16 protein-coding genes are annotated in these 16,115 nt (G+C 46.7%); 3 read left to right on the forward strand and 13 right to left on the reverse strand.

Going from position 1 to position 16,115, the window contains the following annotated elements; translation table 11 throughout:
• Nucleotides 1-22 precede the first annotated feature (22 nt).
• From gloB to INR79_RS12985, 3 genes are all read left to right on the forward strand, one after another.
• Nucleotides 23-781 (forward strand): hydroxyacylglutathione hydrolase, encoded by a 759-nt coding sequence (gene gloB, locus INR79_RS12975; RefSeq protein WP_223094576.1) that lies wholly within the window; start codon nucleotides 23-25, stop codon nucleotides 779-781.
• Between the two features lie 71 nt (nucleotides 782-852).
• Nucleotides 853-2,427: a LysM peptidoglycan-binding domain-containing protein gene (locus INR79_RS12980; RefSeq protein WP_022551272.1), complete on the forward strand. Its 1,575-nt coding sequence runs from the start codon at nucleotides 853-855 to the stop codon at nucleotides 2,425-2,427.
• Nucleotides 2,424-3,107 (forward strand): YIP1 family protein, encoded by a 684-nt coding sequence (locus INR79_RS12985; RefSeq protein WP_223094578.1) that lies wholly within the window; start codon nucleotides 2,424-2,426, stop codon nucleotides 3,105-3,107. The genes INR79_RS12980 and INR79_RS12985 overlap by 4 nt, the downstream gene beginning before the upstream one ends.
• On the opposite strand, the gene INR79_RS12990 is transcribed toward INR79_RS12985, so the two are convergent.
• The 13 genes from INR79_RS12990 to INR79_RS13050 form a co-directional block, all read right to left on the reverse strand.
• Nucleotides 3,096-3,938, reverse strand: a complete 843-nt coding sequence (locus tag INR79_RS12990; RefSeq protein WP_223094580.1) for an endonuclease/exonuclease/phosphatase family protein — start codon at nucleotides 3,936-3,938, stop codon at nucleotides 3,096-3,098. The two genes, INR79_RS12985 and INR79_RS12990, sit on opposite strands and share 12 nt — an antisense overlap.
• Nucleotides 3,939-4,001: 63 nt before the next feature.
• A complete protein-coding gene (gene glnB / locus INR79_RS12995) occupies nucleotides 4,002-4,340 on the reverse strand; it encodes a nitrogen regulatory protein P-II (RefSeq protein WP_004406929.1) in 339 nt (112 codons plus the stop codon).
• Nucleotides 4,341-4,428: 88 nt separating this feature from the next.
• Nucleotides 4,429-4,803, reverse strand: coding sequence for a hypothetical protein (locus INR79_RS13000; protein ID WP_004406928.1), 375 nt, complete (start codon nucleotides 4,801-4,803; stop codon nucleotides 4,429-4,431).
• A 238-nt stretch (nucleotides 4,804-5,041) separates the two neighbouring features.
• Nucleotides 5,042-5,356 (reverse strand): c-type cytochrome, encoded by a 315-nt coding sequence (locus tag INR79_RS13005; protein ID WP_022589999.1) that lies wholly within the window; start codon nucleotides 5,354-5,356, stop codon nucleotides 5,042-5,044.
• A gap of 58 nt (nucleotides 5,357-5,414) precedes the next feature.
• Nucleotides 5,415-6,737, reverse strand: coding sequence for a tRNA lysidine(34) synthetase TilS (gene tilS, locus INR79_RS13010; RefSeq protein ID WP_223097017.1), 1,323 nt, complete (start codon nucleotides 6,735-6,737; stop codon nucleotides 5,415-5,417).
• Nucleotides 6,738-6,793: 56 nt separating this feature from the next.
• Complete coding sequence (accA, locus tag INR79_RS13015) at nucleotides 6,794-7,753, reverse strand: acetyl-CoA carboxylase carboxyl transferase subunit alpha (protein ID WP_004406923.1); 960 nt, start codon at nucleotides 7,751-7,753, stop codon at nucleotides 6,794-6,796.
• A 44-nt stretch (nucleotides 7,754-7,797) separates the two neighbouring features.
• Nucleotides 7,798-11,277, reverse strand: a complete 3,480-nt coding sequence (dnaE, locus tag INR79_RS13020) for a DNA polymerase III subunit alpha (protein WP_223094582.1) — start codon at nucleotides 11,275-11,277, stop codon at nucleotides 7,798-7,800.
• Nucleotides 11,278-11,365: 88 nt separating this feature from the next.
• A complete protein-coding gene (rnhB, locus tag INR79_RS13025) occupies nucleotides 11,366-11,986 on the reverse strand; it encodes a ribonuclease HII (protein WP_223094584.1) in 621 nt (206 codons plus the stop codon).
• Nucleotides 11,987-12,001: 15 nt separating this feature from the next.
• Nucleotides 12,002-13,150 (reverse strand): lipid-A-disaccharide synthase, encoded by a 1,149-nt coding sequence (gene lpxB / locus INR79_RS13030; RefSeq protein ID WP_223094586.1) that lies wholly within the window; start codon nucleotides 13,148-13,150, stop codon nucleotides 12,002-12,004.
• A 93-nt stretch (nucleotides 13,151-13,243) separates the two neighbouring features.
• Complete coding sequence (gene lpxA, locus INR79_RS13035) at nucleotides 13,244-14,032, reverse strand: acyl-ACP--UDP-N-acetylglucosamine O-acyltransferase (RefSeq protein ID WP_004406919.1); 789 nt, start codon at nucleotides 14,030-14,032, stop codon at nucleotides 13,244-13,246.
• Nucleotide 14,033: 1 nt separating this feature from the next.
• Nucleotides 14,034-14,465 carry a 3-hydroxyacyl-ACP dehydratase FabZ gene (gene fabZ, locus INR79_RS13040; protein WP_173425408.1) on the reverse strand — a complete coding sequence of 144 codons (432 nt, stop codon included), beginning with the start codon at nucleotides 14,463-14,465 and terminating at the stop codon, nucleotides 14,034-14,036.
• A 110-nt stretch (nucleotides 14,466-14,575) separates the two neighbouring features.
• Nucleotides 14,576-15,595: a UDP-3-O-(3-hydroxymyristoyl)glucosamine N-acyltransferase gene (lpxD, locus tag INR79_RS13045; RefSeq protein ID WP_223094588.1), complete on the reverse strand. Its 1,020-nt coding sequence runs from the start codon at nucleotides 15,593-15,595 to the stop codon at nucleotides 14,576-14,578.
• A gap of 3 nt (nucleotides 15,596-15,598) precedes the next feature.
• Nucleotides 15,599-16,099 carry an OmpH family outer membrane protein gene (locus INR79_RS13050; protein WP_022551281.1) on the reverse strand — a complete coding sequence of 167 codons (501 nt, stop codon included), beginning with the start codon at nucleotides 16,097-16,099 and terminating at the stop codon, nucleotides 15,599-15,601.
• Between the last annotated feature and the right edge of the window lie 16 nt (nucleotides 16,100-16,115).

Genomic DNA, 16,115 nt, shown 5'->3' on the forward strand with positions numbered 1-16,115 from the left:
TCTGGGGACTGGAGTTCCAAATATGTTAACCATCAAAAGCATACCTGCATTCAACGACAATTACATCTGGCTCATTCAAAATAGCGATCAGCGTTGTGCCGTTGTCGATCCGGGTGATGCTGCTCCCGTTATGGAGTATATCCAATCACATGGATTGCAGTTGGAAGCGATTCTGATTACCCATCATCATAATGACCATATTGGTGGTGTTTCAGACCTGATCCGCGCCTTCCCAGACTGCAAAGTAGTCGGACCTTCGAGCGAACCTATCCCTACCCTTACTACTCCGGTAGACGATGGTGACCAGATAGAGCTCTTCGGTGAAACCTTCCTTGTTTTATCGCTGCCTGGTCATACTTTAGGTCATATTGGCTATGTCGGCGATGGCAAAGTGTTTTGTGGCGACGTTCTGTTCGCAGCAGGCTGCGGCAGGGTGTTTGAAGGGACATTTACTCAAATGTTTGAATCCCTTAACAAACTATCCGCATTGGCTCAGGAAACGGAGGTTTACTGCGCCCATGAATACACGTCATCAAATGTGGCTTTTGCTCTGGCAGTCGAACCAGACAATCCTCAATTGCAAGAGTATCGCGACGAAGTTAATCGCCTTCGCGCCCAAAACCAACCCACTATTCCGACCACATTAAGACAAGAGAAATGGATTAACCCGTTCCTCCGTTGTCAGGAAGAAAGTGTGATCAAAGCCGTCTCTCACCGCACTCAGGATAGGTCACCGCTTGCAGTGTTTTCTGCCCTTCGTGAGTGGAAGAACGAATTTTAACGATTTGATGCTTGTCACCTGGATAGGGAGACAAGTATTATCAGCAGCCATTTAATTAAAAGGCTGCATCAATGAGACTAAAGCACAGTTGGGTGTTGGCGTTATTTCTGACAGGGTGTCAGTTAACGTCGTCGGAAACACCCAATAAAACACAACCGGAAACTAACCAGAAAAACACTCAGGTTACGACCCCTTCAAAACCGTCAAAAACCCAATCAACGGACACAAAAACGGTCAAAGAAATTCCGGAAGTGACGCCTCAAAGTCAGCTTGATGTTTGGCAGCGTATTGCGATGCAGCTTGAGATGCCAATCCCAGATCACAAGAAAGTAGACTACTATCGTACCTGGTATTTAAAACACCCGCGCCATTTACAGACAGTTGCGAAACGTGCCGAGCCTTTCCTCTTCTTAATTACTGAAAAGATTGAAAAACGTGGCTTGCCTCTGGAGCTCGCACTACTTCCTGTCGTCGAAAGTTCATTTGACCCATTTGCCTATTCTCATGGCAGTGCCGCAGGTCTCTGGCAATTCGTTCCTGGCACCGGAAAGATGTTCGGTCTGGAACAGAACTACTGGTACGACGGCAGACGCGATGTTACTGCCTCAACGGATGCCGCTCTCGATTATCTGGAAAGCCTGAACCGACGTTTTGATGGTAACTGGAACCATGCCATCGCAGCCTATAACAGCGGCGGTGGACGCGTTTCCAGTGCGATTCGTAAGAACAAGAAAGCCAACAAGCCTATCGACTTTTTCTCTTTGTCTCTGCCAAAGGAAACCAGTGGCTACGTACCTAAACTATTAGCTCTGGCGGATATCGTTGCTAACCAAGAGAAATATGGCATCAATATTCCAGCAATTGCTAACCAGCCTGTTCTTGCGCAAGTTAACCCGAAAGAACAGTTAGATCTGGCGATTGCCGCAAAGTACGCAGGTTTAAGCGTTTCAGAGCTGCAGAGCTACAACCCGGCTTACAATCAGTGGGCGACAGCCCCAGATGGTCCACATCACCTTTTACTCCCTCTGGAAAAGGTGGAACAGTTTAATAAGCGTGTAATGGAAAACCGTGGGAATGGCATGAAGCTGGTTCGCCATCAGGTGAAATCCGGTGACACCTTGAGCGTACTAGCGAAAAAATACAATACCACCACTAAGGTGATTCAGGCTGCCAACGAGCTAAAAAGCACCAGCATTTGGGTTGGTCAAAACCTGATGATCCCTACATCAACCAAAGATGACAGCATTTACGCTCTGAGCGCTGATAATCGCCTGGCTAAAACTCAGTCCCGTACCCGTGGAAAATACAAGCTTAACCATACTGTAGCATCGGGGGACAGCCTGTGGTCTATTGCCAAGAAGCATAAGGTCTCTCACAAGTCGCTCGCAAAATGGAATGGCATGGGACCACGCGATACCTTGCGAATCGGGCAAAAGCTGGTTATTTGGAAAGACTCTTCGGACGGCGCTATCATTCGTCCTGTGTTCTATAAAGTGCGTTCAGGTGACACCATCAGCGGTATCGCTTCTAAGTTCAAAGTGAAAACAGGCGATATTGTTAAGTGGAACGATTTGAATAAATCAAAATACCTACAACCAGGTCAGAAATTAAAGTTGTATGTTGACGTGACTAAGGTAAGTGCATGACCCCTTCTAAAAACTCATTGGTCATGTTGGTGGACATTTTCCGTTCTCCAACACAATGTTTTGCTGCCCTGTACCAAAAAGGCATCTGGGGCTGGCAGCCCTTCATCGTATTGTTGATTAGCCCTTTCCTGTTTTGGGGGGCATACTTTGATGTGGTCGATTTTGAGTGGCTTAAATCACAATTGATCGCCACTATGAAGATTCCAGAAGACCAGCAAGCACTCATTAACAGCAATACCTTGCTGGCTGGCGAAGTGATTCTGGATGTGACAGGGCGTACCTTTGCGGTTTTATTGCTGGGGTTCTGGTTTACGCTCGCAACGAAGCAAAGCCAATATAAGATGGGTTACTGGAAATGGGTCGCGGCAAGCTGTGTGATGCTGTTTCCTGCCGTGCTGGGCGATTTAGCCAGCTACATTAGCCTGCTAGTGAATCATGGGCAGATTGTCAGTTACGCAGCGGATCTGAATAGCCTGAACGGGTTAATCAAACTTTCACCCGATCATAGTTGGTATTTCTTTACCAGTTCCTTCCCTTTGCTGCTTCCCTGGTACATTGTGCTTGGCTACGCTGCATTAGGCGCGTGGACTGAGTTCGAAAAAGGACAAGCGCTGGCTATCGCCATCCTGCCCTGGTTACTGTTTTATTCAATGCTTGTGGGTCTCGCACTATTTAACTAGTGAAAACTCCACCCACATAGGGCTATGATCAGAGGCACCGGATAGCGGTGCCTCTGCACTTTTGAAATTCAAATCTCGATAAAAAACATGATCCAGAGGCCATCCGGTCACAAACTCAGTCCTCTGATCTGGGGAGAAACGGGCTTCTTTCAATCCAAGCAATTCCACACGCTTTTTCAATTCCTGAGTTCGTTCTTCACTCCAGGTATTAAAATCCCCCGCAATGATGATTGGTCCCTGATGCGACTCCACGGCAGACTTGAGCGCGTCTATTTGTGCCTCGAACTCTTTGGTTCCAATGGTGAAGTTAACTGCGTGAATGTTCACTGTCGCCAAAGTCTGACCGTTAGAAAGCGCATAAGTCGCGTAAATCGCGGACTTGGGTAATCTTAACCAAGGTTCAATCTGAGTGTAAGCACAAGCCTGCAAGGGGAAATGAGGAGCCAGATTAAGAACACCAGCGCTGGTTTCAAAAAGCTTAAAGGCACTGACTTGATTGCTTGCCCACGAATGTTCCGTCAACCAATCTAGAAAGGTAGGATTCAAGCTAACTTCCTGAAGCATGACCAGCTGAGCACTTTCAGATAAAGCACTGAGTTCTTCAGACCAGCTATCACGGTTTTGTTTATAGATGTTCCAGACTAACAGATTGAGTGAACCGTTCTGGTCTATCGGTTCAGGCGATTCCGTTTGGTAGCAAACTTCATCTGTTCTCTGAATAGCAGAATCAAGTGAAATCAGCACAGGCTTTTCAGGAACAGAAAACAGAGACCAATGGGCAACCATGATGAATGCCGCAACCAATCCAGCACCTAATACCGTTTTTTTCATCTCTGACTCCAACAAAAATGGAGCCGAGGCTCCATTTCTTTATTCTTAAACGAGACGATAACTTTAAATCGCGTCTTCGTCTTCTTCTCCAGTACGAATACGTACTACACGCTCAACATCCGTGATGAAGATTTTTCCGTCGCCGATTTTACCTGTTTGAGCGGTTTCAATAATAGTATCCACACACTGGTCAGCAACATCTTCCGAAACAACAATCTCAAGCTTTACCTTAGGTAGGAAATCGACCATGTACTCTGCACCGCGATACAGTTCTGTATGACCTTTCTGACGACCGAAGCCTTTTACTTCAGACACAGTCATACCTGTAATCCCAACTTCTGCAAGCGCTTCACGTACATCATCCAATTTGAACGGCTTGATGATTGCTTCAATTTTTTTCATTGTCTTCCCTTCACGTATTCGTTTGCAGATATTATTACTGCATCGCTAGGTAACATCAAGATACGCCAGCTAAAACTGCGTAATCGAATCAAGCGGCATTCATTTTTTGCATTAATCCCCATGCTGCAAACAGAAATACACCAATGTTCGCCATCATTAGAATGAAGTCTTTGAAAAGTATTCCATTCCCGTCAAAAGACAATACGCCAGAAAACAAAGTAAGCGCCGGAATAAAGAATAAAACTGGCAAATACCCCCAGGTTCTTTGACGCCAAAGACCCGCAACAGCCAGTAAACCACTGATGTAAGTCAGAGCCATAATCGTTGCAGGGATCAGTTTAAGTACAGTTTGGGAAAGAGCTTGAATCAATATCGGTGAGTGGAAAGCTAGATAGCCGATGAGAATAAGCGCAACAATGCGTTCAGATGAAAAGCGCTTACGGTGTGACGAATCTAAATTCATGGCAACACTCCTTGTTGTCCGTTATTGTCGTTCGATAGTAACCTTTAATATCCATTTAGTTTGATACCATCCCAATTCAAAGTTTAGACTGAATTGAGCCCCTTACAATAGGATTGCAGAACAATACCTCTGCTTTACTCCTTCTTATCAGTTATACCTTTTCTTTTATTAATAAGAATGAAAATGCCCAGTCCTGAATTCAAGACTGGGCATAAGATCACATTAATAATGTCGAGTTTCACTTCAAGCTCGAATAGTAAGCAGCTAGGTTTTCCATATCCTGATCACTGAGCGCCATTGCCTGAGCGGACATTACGGCAGCCAAACCGCCGGTGCGCTGATTCGCCTTATACGCTTTCAAAGAAGTGACAATGTATTTCTCGTTTTGTCCTTTCAAATTCGGATAACCGTCGATAAGGGCAATGCCATCAGCACCGTGACACGCTGCACAAACCGCAGCTTTCGCTTTGCCTGCATTTACATCTCCAGCGGCGTAGGCACCACCGCTCAGGATTGCGGCGCTAAGCGCGCAACCTATTGCTACATTTTTCATTGCTTCACCATGTTGTTATTAGGGTTTTATTTTTCTACGATTGTGGCACAAATTTGGATTAGTGAACCCAAATGAGCTCACAATCTGGAGCACAAAACCTTTGTGTAACAAATAGATCGGCAACGGCTGCAATGTGGTCGTTATACATCACAATGGGCATCTGCCTACGCTTCCAGCTAGGCACTCCGTATTCCTGAAACAGCTTCTTAAGCTTGCGACTTCCATTCCTTCCAACAGGCTTAGCGCTGAGCCCCTGAGGACAGAAATGCACAGTGACCTTTTCGCTTTGTAATGGCGCCCGTAAAAGTAAGCCTTGAGGATTCAGGTCGGTGTTCTTTAAAGTCAAATGGCCAAGCCCATCAGGCAAGATGAGAGATTGGTTGACGTCGAGAATGTGTGACCAGTCGGAGAGATCTCTCTGAGGTGACACCAAATACAGTTTGTCATCATGCCTGCGAACTTCACCAGACGACAGCTTCAGATTGGGATTGGCATCTCTCTGACTGCATGCAACCTCATCCCAGACAAGCTGAAGCTGCTTGCGCGATGGCATCTTTGCGTTCTGTCGCTCAAGCCACATCCGGATAAGTTGAGCCCGCGCAAGGTGGCTTTGCTCAGCCAGATATGGAATGGAAATTCCCACGTCTTTCGTTATCGCTTCATTCAACTTACTTTCAAGAAGTTCTTCCAGCAAACGTTGTTGTTCGGCGCACAAGGTCGCACTCCGCTGGACCGCTTTTTCAAAACCAGACCAGCGTTCAGTGAGTAGTGGAATGACTTTATGGCGGAGAAAATTACGGTCAAATTGAGTGTCGTCGTTGCTTTCATCGTGATTCCATTCGAGCTTGTTATCTAGAGCAAAACGCTCGATGGAATGACGGGACACATTGAACAGAGGTCGTAAAAGTGTTCCGCGCCCAAACGGAGCCGATTGCGCCATACTTGCTAACCCTTTCGGACCGCTGCCTCTTTTCAGGGCTAAGAGAAAGGTTTCGCTTTGGTCGCTCAAGTGCTGCCCTGTTAGTAGAACACCGCCTTCATTTAGGTGCTTTTCTAGTACCTGATAACGAGCGTCTCGGGCAAGCTCTTCAAGGCTTTCAGAACTTTGAGTATCTAAGGAAACACGTTCACATGAAAAGGGCACTTGAGACTGCGCACACCACTCTATACAGTTGCTTTCCCATTGGTCAGCATTGGCACTCAAACCATGGTGGACATAGACCGCTTTGACATCACAGTTGGGGTTGTCTCTCTTGAACCTTGCCAACAGTTCTAAAAGAACTCTGGAGTCCAGCCCACCACTCAAAGCCAGTACGACCTTTCCTGGTGGTTGAGTATGTTGATGAATTTGGCGGTTAAATTCGGTTTCTAGCACGGGAATTCCAAAATAAAAAAGCGAGCTAAATGCTCGCTTTATTCTATATCTAAATGACTCGCTTAGCAGTAACCGTAGCTCATCAGGCGCTGGAAACGGCGCTCAAGCAGAGTTTCATGGTCAAGCTGTTCCAGTTCTTCTAACTGACGAACCAGTGTTGCTTTCATGTTTTCTGCCATTTGAATCTTGTCGCGGTGTGCGCCACCCAGAGGCTCATCGATGATTTCATCGATCAACTTCAGCTCTTTAAGACGAGGAGCAATCAAACCCATCGCCTCTGCTGCTTGTGGTGCTTTATCAGAGTCACGCCACAGGATAGAAGCACAGCCCTCTGGTGAAATCACCGAGTAAGTTGAGTATTGAAGCATGTTCACGTAGTCACCCACACCAATCGCCAGTGCACCACCTGAACCGCCTTCGCCGACAACGTTACAGATAACTGGCACTTTAAGACCAGACATCACTTTCAGGTTTTTTGCGATTGCTTCAGACTGACCGCGCTCTTCAGCACCAACACCCGGATATGCACCTGCCGTGTCGATAAACGTAATGATTGGCATGTTGAAACGCTCAGCCGTTTCCATTAAGCGAAGCGCCTTGCGGTAACCTTCTGGCTTTGGCATACCAAAGTTACGAATCACTTTTTCTTTCGTCTCGCGACCTTTCTGATGACCGATGATCATCACCGGGCGACCTTCAAGACGCGCAATACCGCCAACAATTGCTTTGTCGTCGGCATAAGTGCGGTCACCGGCCAGTTCATCAAACTCTGTAAATACGTGTTCAACGTAGTCCAACGTGTATGGACGCTGTGGGTGTCTTGCAAGCTGAGCCACCTGCCATGCCCCCAGATCACTGAAGATTTTCTTTTTCAGTTCCAGGCTTTTGTCTTCAAGCTGTTTGATCTCTTTATCCAGATCAACAGAAGCATCCCCGCCGTGACGAGAAACGTCGCGCAATGCTTCAATTTTTGCTTCCAGTTCAGCGATAGGCTTTTCAAATTCAAGAAAATTCAGGCTCATCTATGAATCCTTGTTGGTCAGCTGTCATCTGTTTGACAACTGAATTAGTTAAATTCGAGTTCTACCTGGCCCTGGCCAAGTAGCTGCTTTAAATCGTCAAGTAATGTATCGGTTGGCGTTACTCGCCATTCGGCGCCCAGTGTTATTCGCGCCCGCGCATCGCTGCGCTGATAATATACATTAACTGGCACTGTTCCCGCTCGATGAGGCTCCAATATTTGATTGAAGCGCTCAAAGAAATGTTCATCAATTTGTTGTTCTTGTATAGAAACGGACAAACCACGAGCGTATTTTTCACGCGCATTTCCGAGATCCATGACCTCGCGCGCGGACATTTTAAGGCCACCATTGAAGTCATCAAAGCTGACCTGTCCAGAAACCACCAAAATTTTATCTTTTTCAAGCAGTTCTGCATATCTTTCGAGCGCATCTGAGAACAACATCACTTCCATACGCCCGGAACGGTCATCCAGTGTCATAATGCCGATGCGAGTACCACGCTTGGTAGTCATCACTCTGGCAGCAATCACTAAACCCGCCACTGTGACGGATTGATCTCGCCTTGTTGGCTGGGCGTCTTTTAATCGACAACTGGTGTACTTACCAAGTTCCTTGATGTAGGTATTTATTGGGTGCCCGGTCAAATAGAGCCCGAGTGTTTCACGCTCCCCTTCCAGCCATACTTTTTCCGGCCATGCTGGAACTTGGGTGTATTTTGTCTCTACGTCCTCTGGAGCATCGGTAAGAACACCAAACATGTCCACCTGCCCAAATGATTCAGCCTGATGATGCTGACTTGCCGCTTTTACAGCGTCGTCAAGAGACGCCATCATCGCAGCTCGGTGTGGACCTAAGCGATCCAGTGCACCTGCGTAGATGAGTTTTTCGATAACCCTTTTGTTGACTTTCTTAAGGTCGATTCGCGCACAGAAGTCGAAAAGATCTTTGAAGTATCCACCTTCTTCACGTGCTGCAATGATGTTCTCGATAGGACCTTCACCCACACCTTTAATGGCACCGATACCATAAACAATGGCACCGGTATCATCCACGTTAAAGCGATACAAACCCGAGTTGATATCTGGTGGGAGCACTTTAAGCTTCATGCGGAAACATTCGTCCACCAGCCCAACCACCTTTTCGGTGTTATCCATATCAGCAGTCATTACCGCTGCCATGAATTCCGCCGGATAGTGAGTTTTAAGCCATAGCGTTTGGTAGGAAACCAATGCGTATGCAGCAGAGTGAGATTTGTTGAAGCCATAACCTGCGAACTTTTCTACCAGGTCAAAGATCTTCATTGCCAATTCGCCATCAACGCCGTTCTTCACGGCACCTTCTTCGAATACGGCACGCTGCTTTGCCATCTCTTCGGGCTTTTTCTTACCCATCGCACGACGAAGCATATCTGCACCACCCAGCGTATAACCCGCTAGAATCTGTGCAATTTGCATTACCTGCTCCTGATACAGAATGATGCCGTAGGTTGGCTCCAACGTATCTTTGAGCGACTCATGCTGCCAAGTTTCATCCGGGTAGGAAATGGCTTCACGTCCGTGCTTACGGTCGATAAAGTTATCTACCATGCCTGATTGAAGTGGACCAGGGCGGAACAGGGCTACCAGTGCGATGATGTCTTCAAAACAGTCCGGTTGAAGGCGTTTGATCAGTTCCTTCATCCCTCGGGATTCAAGCTGGAATACCGCAGTCGTTTCGGAGTTTTGCAGCAGGTTAAAAGAGGCTTGGTCATCAAGTGGAATGGACTCAATGCGCACCTTCTCTTTGCCAACTTTTTCTAAGCGTGGGTTAATCAGACCCAACGCCCAGTCAATGATGGTTAATGTACGTAGCCCCAGGAAGTCAAACTTTACCAAGCCCGCAGTTTCTACATCGTTCTTGTCAAACTGAGTAACCGGGAAATTACCTTCTGCATCGCAGTAAATAGGCGCAAAGTCAGTGATGGTTGTGGGTGAGATTACAACACCACCCGCGTGCTTACCGGCGTTTCGTGTACACCCTTCCAGCACACGGCACATATCGATCAGCTCTTTGACTTCTTCGTCCGCTTCGTAGATTTCAGGAAGCTGAGGTTCGGCTGCAAACGCTTTCTCTAGCGTCATACCCGGATCAGGCGGTACCAGTTTTGAAATGCGGTCAACAAAGCCATAAGGGTGCCCTAGCACTCGACCTACGTCTCGGATTACCGCTTTTGCAGCCATAGTACCGAAGGTGATGATCTGAGATACCGCATCACGCCCGTACATTTCGGCTACGTGATCGATAACCTGATCTCGCTTATCCATACAGAAATCGATATCGAAATCGGGCATGGAAACACGTTCAGGGTTTAGGAATCGTTCGAAAAGCAGATCATATTCCAATGGATCAAGGTCGGTGATGTCCAGTGCATACGCCACCAGTGAACCTGCACCAGAACCACGACCGGGACCTACTGGTACATCGTTATCTTTTGACCACTGGATGAACTCCATTACGATCAGGAAGTAGCCTGGGAATCCCATGTTGTTAACTACTTCCAGTTCAATATCTAAACGTTCATCGTACTCTGGGCGACGTTTCGCTCGCTCTTCTTCATCAGGAAACAAGAACGCGAGTCGTCGCTCAAGCCCTTCTTTGGATTTCTTGATCAGGAAATCTTCAATCGCCAGACCTTCGGTTGGGAAGTTAGGGAGGAAGTACTCTCCCAGACGCACGGTGACGTTACAACGCTTGGCAATCTCGACACTGTTTTCCAATGCCTCTGGAATATCCGAAAACAGCTCGCACATTTCATCTTCAGTGCGAAGATATTGCTGCGGGCTGTAGTTTTTTGGTCGACGGGGATCTTCAAGCGTAAAACCATCGTGGATGGCAACCCGGATTTCATGAGCATCGAACTGATCTTCAGTAATAAAGACTACGTCGTTGGTTGCAACGACGGGCAATTCTGCTTTATCTGCCAGCTCTAGTGCGAAGTGCAGATAGCTTTCTTCATCGGCACGACCTGTTCGGGTCAGTTCCAAATAAAAGCGATCTGGAAAATGAGTTTTGTAGAACTCGACACATTCAGACACTAAGGCTTGATTGCCTTTGAGAAGCGCGCGCCCTACTTCACCTACACGACCACCGGATAAGATGATCAATCCCTCGCTGTACTGGGCTAACCACGATTTATCGATAACAGGCTGATGCTGAACATGTCCTCGTTGATAGGCTTCAGAAATGAGCAAGGTAAGGTTTTTATAACCGGTATTGTCCGATGCCAATACGGTGAGCTTAGTCAATTCGTCGCCAAACTCTTCCGACTGCATCGTAAAGTCTGCTCCGATAATGGGTTTTACCCCACAGCCATGCGCCGTATTGTAGAACTTCACCAAACCACATAAGTTGGTGAAATCGGTCAGTGCCATCGCTGGCATGCCGTATTCAGCGACTTTCTTTACGATAGGTGGGACTTTTGACAGCCCGTCGACCATTGAAAAGTCACTGTGAACGCGTAGGTGTATAAATTTCGGGTCAGACATCAAAGTGATCCTGAATGTATGGTTAATTCTTCTAGGGTCTCGCGACCTAATGACGTTCTATGATACTTAAATCCAGTGGCAAGAGAAGCTACTCGATCCCAAGTGCGCGTTTTACAGGCTTAAAACTTTTTCGGTGCTCAGATATCACACCATGTTTTTCAATTGCTTCGAAGTGTGCCTTGGTCGGATAACCTTTATGGTTGGCAAAACCAAACTCCGGATGCTTTTTGTCCAGTTCGTCCATTTCCGCATCTCGCACAACTTTGGCAATAATGGAGGCGGCACTGATTTCAGCCACTCTAAGATCGCCTTTAACTACCGCTTGCCCTGCCATAGGCAGTTTCGGAACACGGTTACCGTCAATCAGAGCAAAATCTGGCTGGATTTTCAGCCCGGCAATCGCACGCTGCATGGCGACCATGGTTGCCTGAAGTATATTCAGTTCATCAATTTCGTCTGGCGAGCAGCGCCCTACTGCCCACGCCAGTGCTTTTTCCTGGATCTCTGGAAACAATGCGAGGCGCTTTTTTTCTGACAGTTTTTTTGAATCCGTCAGCCCTTCGATTGGGTTAGCGGGGTCCAATATGACCGCTGCTGTCACTACATCTCCAACCAAAGGTCCGCGCCCTACTTCATCCACACCAGCAAACAACTGGTAACCTTCTGGGTATTCAAAAGGAGGGAATTCTTTTTGCTCTTTTTTTGCCATAACAGATTCTTATTGTTACTTTCCGATTAAATTCAAAACAGCTTTTGCTGCCTGCTTATCGGCATCTTTCTTAATCCAGTGATGCATTTCGGTAAATTCTTCGATTAACACCTGATTGTCTCCAAACAGGGCTTTTTCAATTTCAGGGTAAAGAAAATCGGAGTGGCATTCGTCCAGGATAAATTCTTTAACCAATTCTTTACCCGCCAGAATGTTTGGGAGAGATACAAACTCGGTAATCGCCAGTTTTTGCACAATCCAGCCTGTCAAACGATTTACCTTATAGCCAACCACCATGGGACGCTTTAAAAGCATGCACTCCAGAGTTACTGTACCTGACGCCAAAAGCACGGCATCTGACGCGGTAATGACGTTTCTTGCGGTATCCTGAACAATAGTGAAATCGAGCTCAGGTGCTTGTTCCTTCCAGATTTGTTCAAACTGGTCGCGACGCTTTTCGTTTACCGCAGCAACAACAAATCCCACATCAGGGTACTTCTGATTTAGTCGCTTACAGGTCTCGATAAAAGGTTCCGCAATCAAGCCTACTTCACCGCCTCGGCTACCAGGAAGAACGGCAAGCCACTTTTTGCCCTGTTCAAGATTCAGAAGCTCACGAGCTTCTGCTTTATTAGGTTCAAGAGGAATGGAATCGGCAAGTGTATGACCAACAAATTCACAGGCGACGTTGTACTTGTCATAGAAAGCTTTCTCAAAGGGTAGAAATGCCAGCACCAAATCCGTTGCTTTGTCGATTTTGAATATTCGCTTAGGGCGCCATGCCCATACTGATGGGCTGACATAATGAACGGTTTTGATACCTGCATTTTTCAAACTCAGCTCAAGACGGAGGTTGAAGTCAGGCGCATCAATACCTACAAATACGTCTGGTGGATTTTGGATAAAGTGCTTCACCAGTTCAGCTTTGACTTTCAGTAAGCGAGGCAAACGCCCAAGCACTTCCACCAGCCCCATGACAGCCAGCTCTTCCATTTCAAACAGAGATTCGCAGCCTAGCGCATTCATTTTCGGGCCACCAATACCAACAAATTCGGCATTTGGGTATTGTTGCTTGATGGCTTGCATTAGCCCAGCGCCTAAAGTGTCACCTGATAATTCACCTGCAACAATTCCTACTCTCAATGGCGCTTCATTTAAGCTCATCACCAACCTCAATGTTGAATTTCAATGTGTTGAAAATACAAAAAGATCGCTGAAATCAGCGATCTTTTCAATCAATAAAATGGAGTACAAAGCTTAGCGAATGATGCCACGCTGAGTATTACCTAAGAAGTCCAGGAACTGCTGAACCACCGCGTATTCATCGGCTTCTTTCGCAATCTCTGTTTTGGCTTCTTCGAGAGTGAGACCGTTACGGTATAAGGCTTTATAAGCTCGGCGAATCGCGTGGATTTCTTTCTTTTCAAAACCACGACGTTTCAAACCTTCGATGTTGATGCCAAACGGCTTGCAGTGGTTACCTTGTGCCATGACAAATGGCGGCACGTCTTGAACCACAATTGAACCACCACCGACAAAGCAGTGTGCCCCTAACGTACAGAACTGATGTACTGGAGACAACGCAGTCAGAATGACATAGTCTTCAACTGTTACGTGACCTGCTAGCGTCGCGTTATTGCCAAGAATCACGTTATCGCCAACCACACAATCGTGAGCGATGTGAGCATTAACACAGAAAAGGTTGTCACTACCGACTCGGGTTTCCCCTTTGTCCTGTACCGTACCACGATGCATTTGAACACTTTCGCGAATGACATTGCGGTCACCGACGATAAGACGCGTGTCTTCACCACTGTATTTCTTATCCTGGCACTCTTCGCCCACAATGGCGTAAGGGAAAATTCTGTTTTCATTGCCGATAACAGTAGGACCTTTGATCACAACATGAGACATGATCTCGTTGTTTTCTCCGATCTCAATATCGCCAGAAATGTACGTAAAAGGTCCAACCGTTGTACCAGCACCAATGCGAACATTGCCTTCGATTACGGCACTTGGGTGGATGGAAACAGATTCATGAATCATATTAAAACTCTCGACGAGCACATTTTAGTTCAGCAGAACACACTACCTTGCCGTCTACTGTTGCTGTACCGTTGAACGCTGCGATACCACGGCGCTCTTTCAAAAATTCGACTTCAATTATCAACTGATCGCCTGGCATAACGGGGGCACGGAACTTAGCGCCATCGACACTTGCAAAGTAGTAAAGCTCGTTTTCAGCAGGTGCGCCAAAGGTTTTGAACGCCAATAAACCTGTTGCCTGCGCCATAGCTTCAAGGATCAGTACGCCAGGGAAAACCGGAAGTTGTGGGAAATGACCTGTAAATTGAGGTTCGTTCACTGACACATTTTTCAGACCGACAAGGCGCTTGCCTTCTTCGTAGTCAGTAACACGATCAATCATCAAGAAAGGGTAGCGATGTGGAAGAAGTGTTTGAATCTCCGTGATATCCATCGTTTTCTTTTCAGTAGTCAAAGTCATATTCCTATAATTTTTTAAATTCTATTCGTTAGCAAACGAATGAAAGCCTGCATAGTCGCAGGCTTAAAGTTAAACGCTTCGTGTCAGGATTTGAGTTCTTTCTCAACAGATTTGAGTCTTCTGTCTAGCTCTGCAATCTTGTGTACACGTGGCACCATTTTACGCCATTCTTTGTTTGGTTGCACTGGCACACCGGAGGAGTAAACACCTTTTTCTTCGATGTCTCTCATAACCATCGCCATACCAGTAACAAAAACCTGGTCGGTAATTGTGATGTGTCCATTGACTACCGCGCCACCGCCAAACTGACAATATTTGCCAATGTGTGTGCTTCCTGCAACGATGACGGCGCCTGCCATTGCAGTTCCGTAGCCAATGTGAACATTGTGCGCTATCTGAATTTGGTTATCGAGAACAACGTTATCTTCAATAACCGTATCGTCCAGTGTACCACGGTCAATAGTGGTGCATGCTCCGATCTCTACTCGATTGCCAATACGAACACCACCAACCTGAGGGATTTTTACCCACTCGCCTTTTTCGTTCGCATTACCAAAGCCATCTGAACCAATCACGGCGTTTGACTGAATCAGACAACTTTCACCAATAGTCACACCATGATAAACACTGACGTTAGACCATAGCTTGGTACTTGCTCCAATCTGCGATTGTTTACCAACAAAGCAACCTGCGCCGATAACCACGTTATCACCCAGAATGGCACCGGATTCAATAACGGCATTCGCACCAATTGAAACGTTTTTACCGAGAGTCGCAGAAGCATCGATCACCGCGGAGCTCGCAATGCCCTCCGCTGGTGCTGGTGTTGTGTCCAGAGCCTGCGCAACACGAGCGTAGGCGACATAAGGGTCATCAACGACAATCGCGTTGCCATGACACGCATCCAGATCAGGTTCTCTGACAAGCACAGCATCCGCCTGGCAAGATTCCAGATTCTTTTTGAATTTAGGGTTAGAAAGGAAAGTCAGCTGACCTTTACCAGCCTTTTCCATGGCAGCAAATTCAGAGACGACTACCGCGTCGTCTCCGTGGAGCTCACCACCTGCAATGTTCGCAACTTCTGCAAGGGTTAATGTTGTCATAGCTTATTTAAGTTGTTCTATTACTTTTTTAGACAGGTTTAGCTCAGGTTTCGCGTATTGCAAAGATGTCGCGTCAATAACTACGTCAAAACCTTCTTTCTCAGCTACTTTTGCTACTGTGTCTTGAATAAGCTTAAGCAATTTTTGTCTTTCTTGCGCTTCACGTTTCTGACCAGTCTGCTCTAGTGACTGCGCTTTGATTTTGTACTCAGCCTGAAGCTGACCAATCTCAATCTGAAGCTTGCGCACCCCGTCTTCACCAAGCAGCTCGCCATCACGACGACCTTGTTCAACCTTGGTCTTGATCTTTGCTTCTAAAGCCTGAAGCTCAGCATTTTGGTCTTTAAACTCTGCCTGAAGCTTTTGAAGAACTGCTTCACGTTGCGGGAGAGCCTGGAAAATTTGTGCAGTATTCACATAACCTACTTTTTGCGCTGCTTCTGCTGCATTGGCAAAAAAAGATGTGCCTAGAATGGCGAGGCTAAGTCCTGCTGCTTTTAACATTGTTTTCAAAATTCTC

It is taken from the genome of Vibrio sp. SCSIO 43132, from assembly GCF_019904195.1.
GTDB classification, from domain to species: Bacteria; Pseudomonadota; Gammaproteobacteria; order Enterobacterales; family Vibrionaceae; genus Vibrio; species Vibrio nigripulchritudo.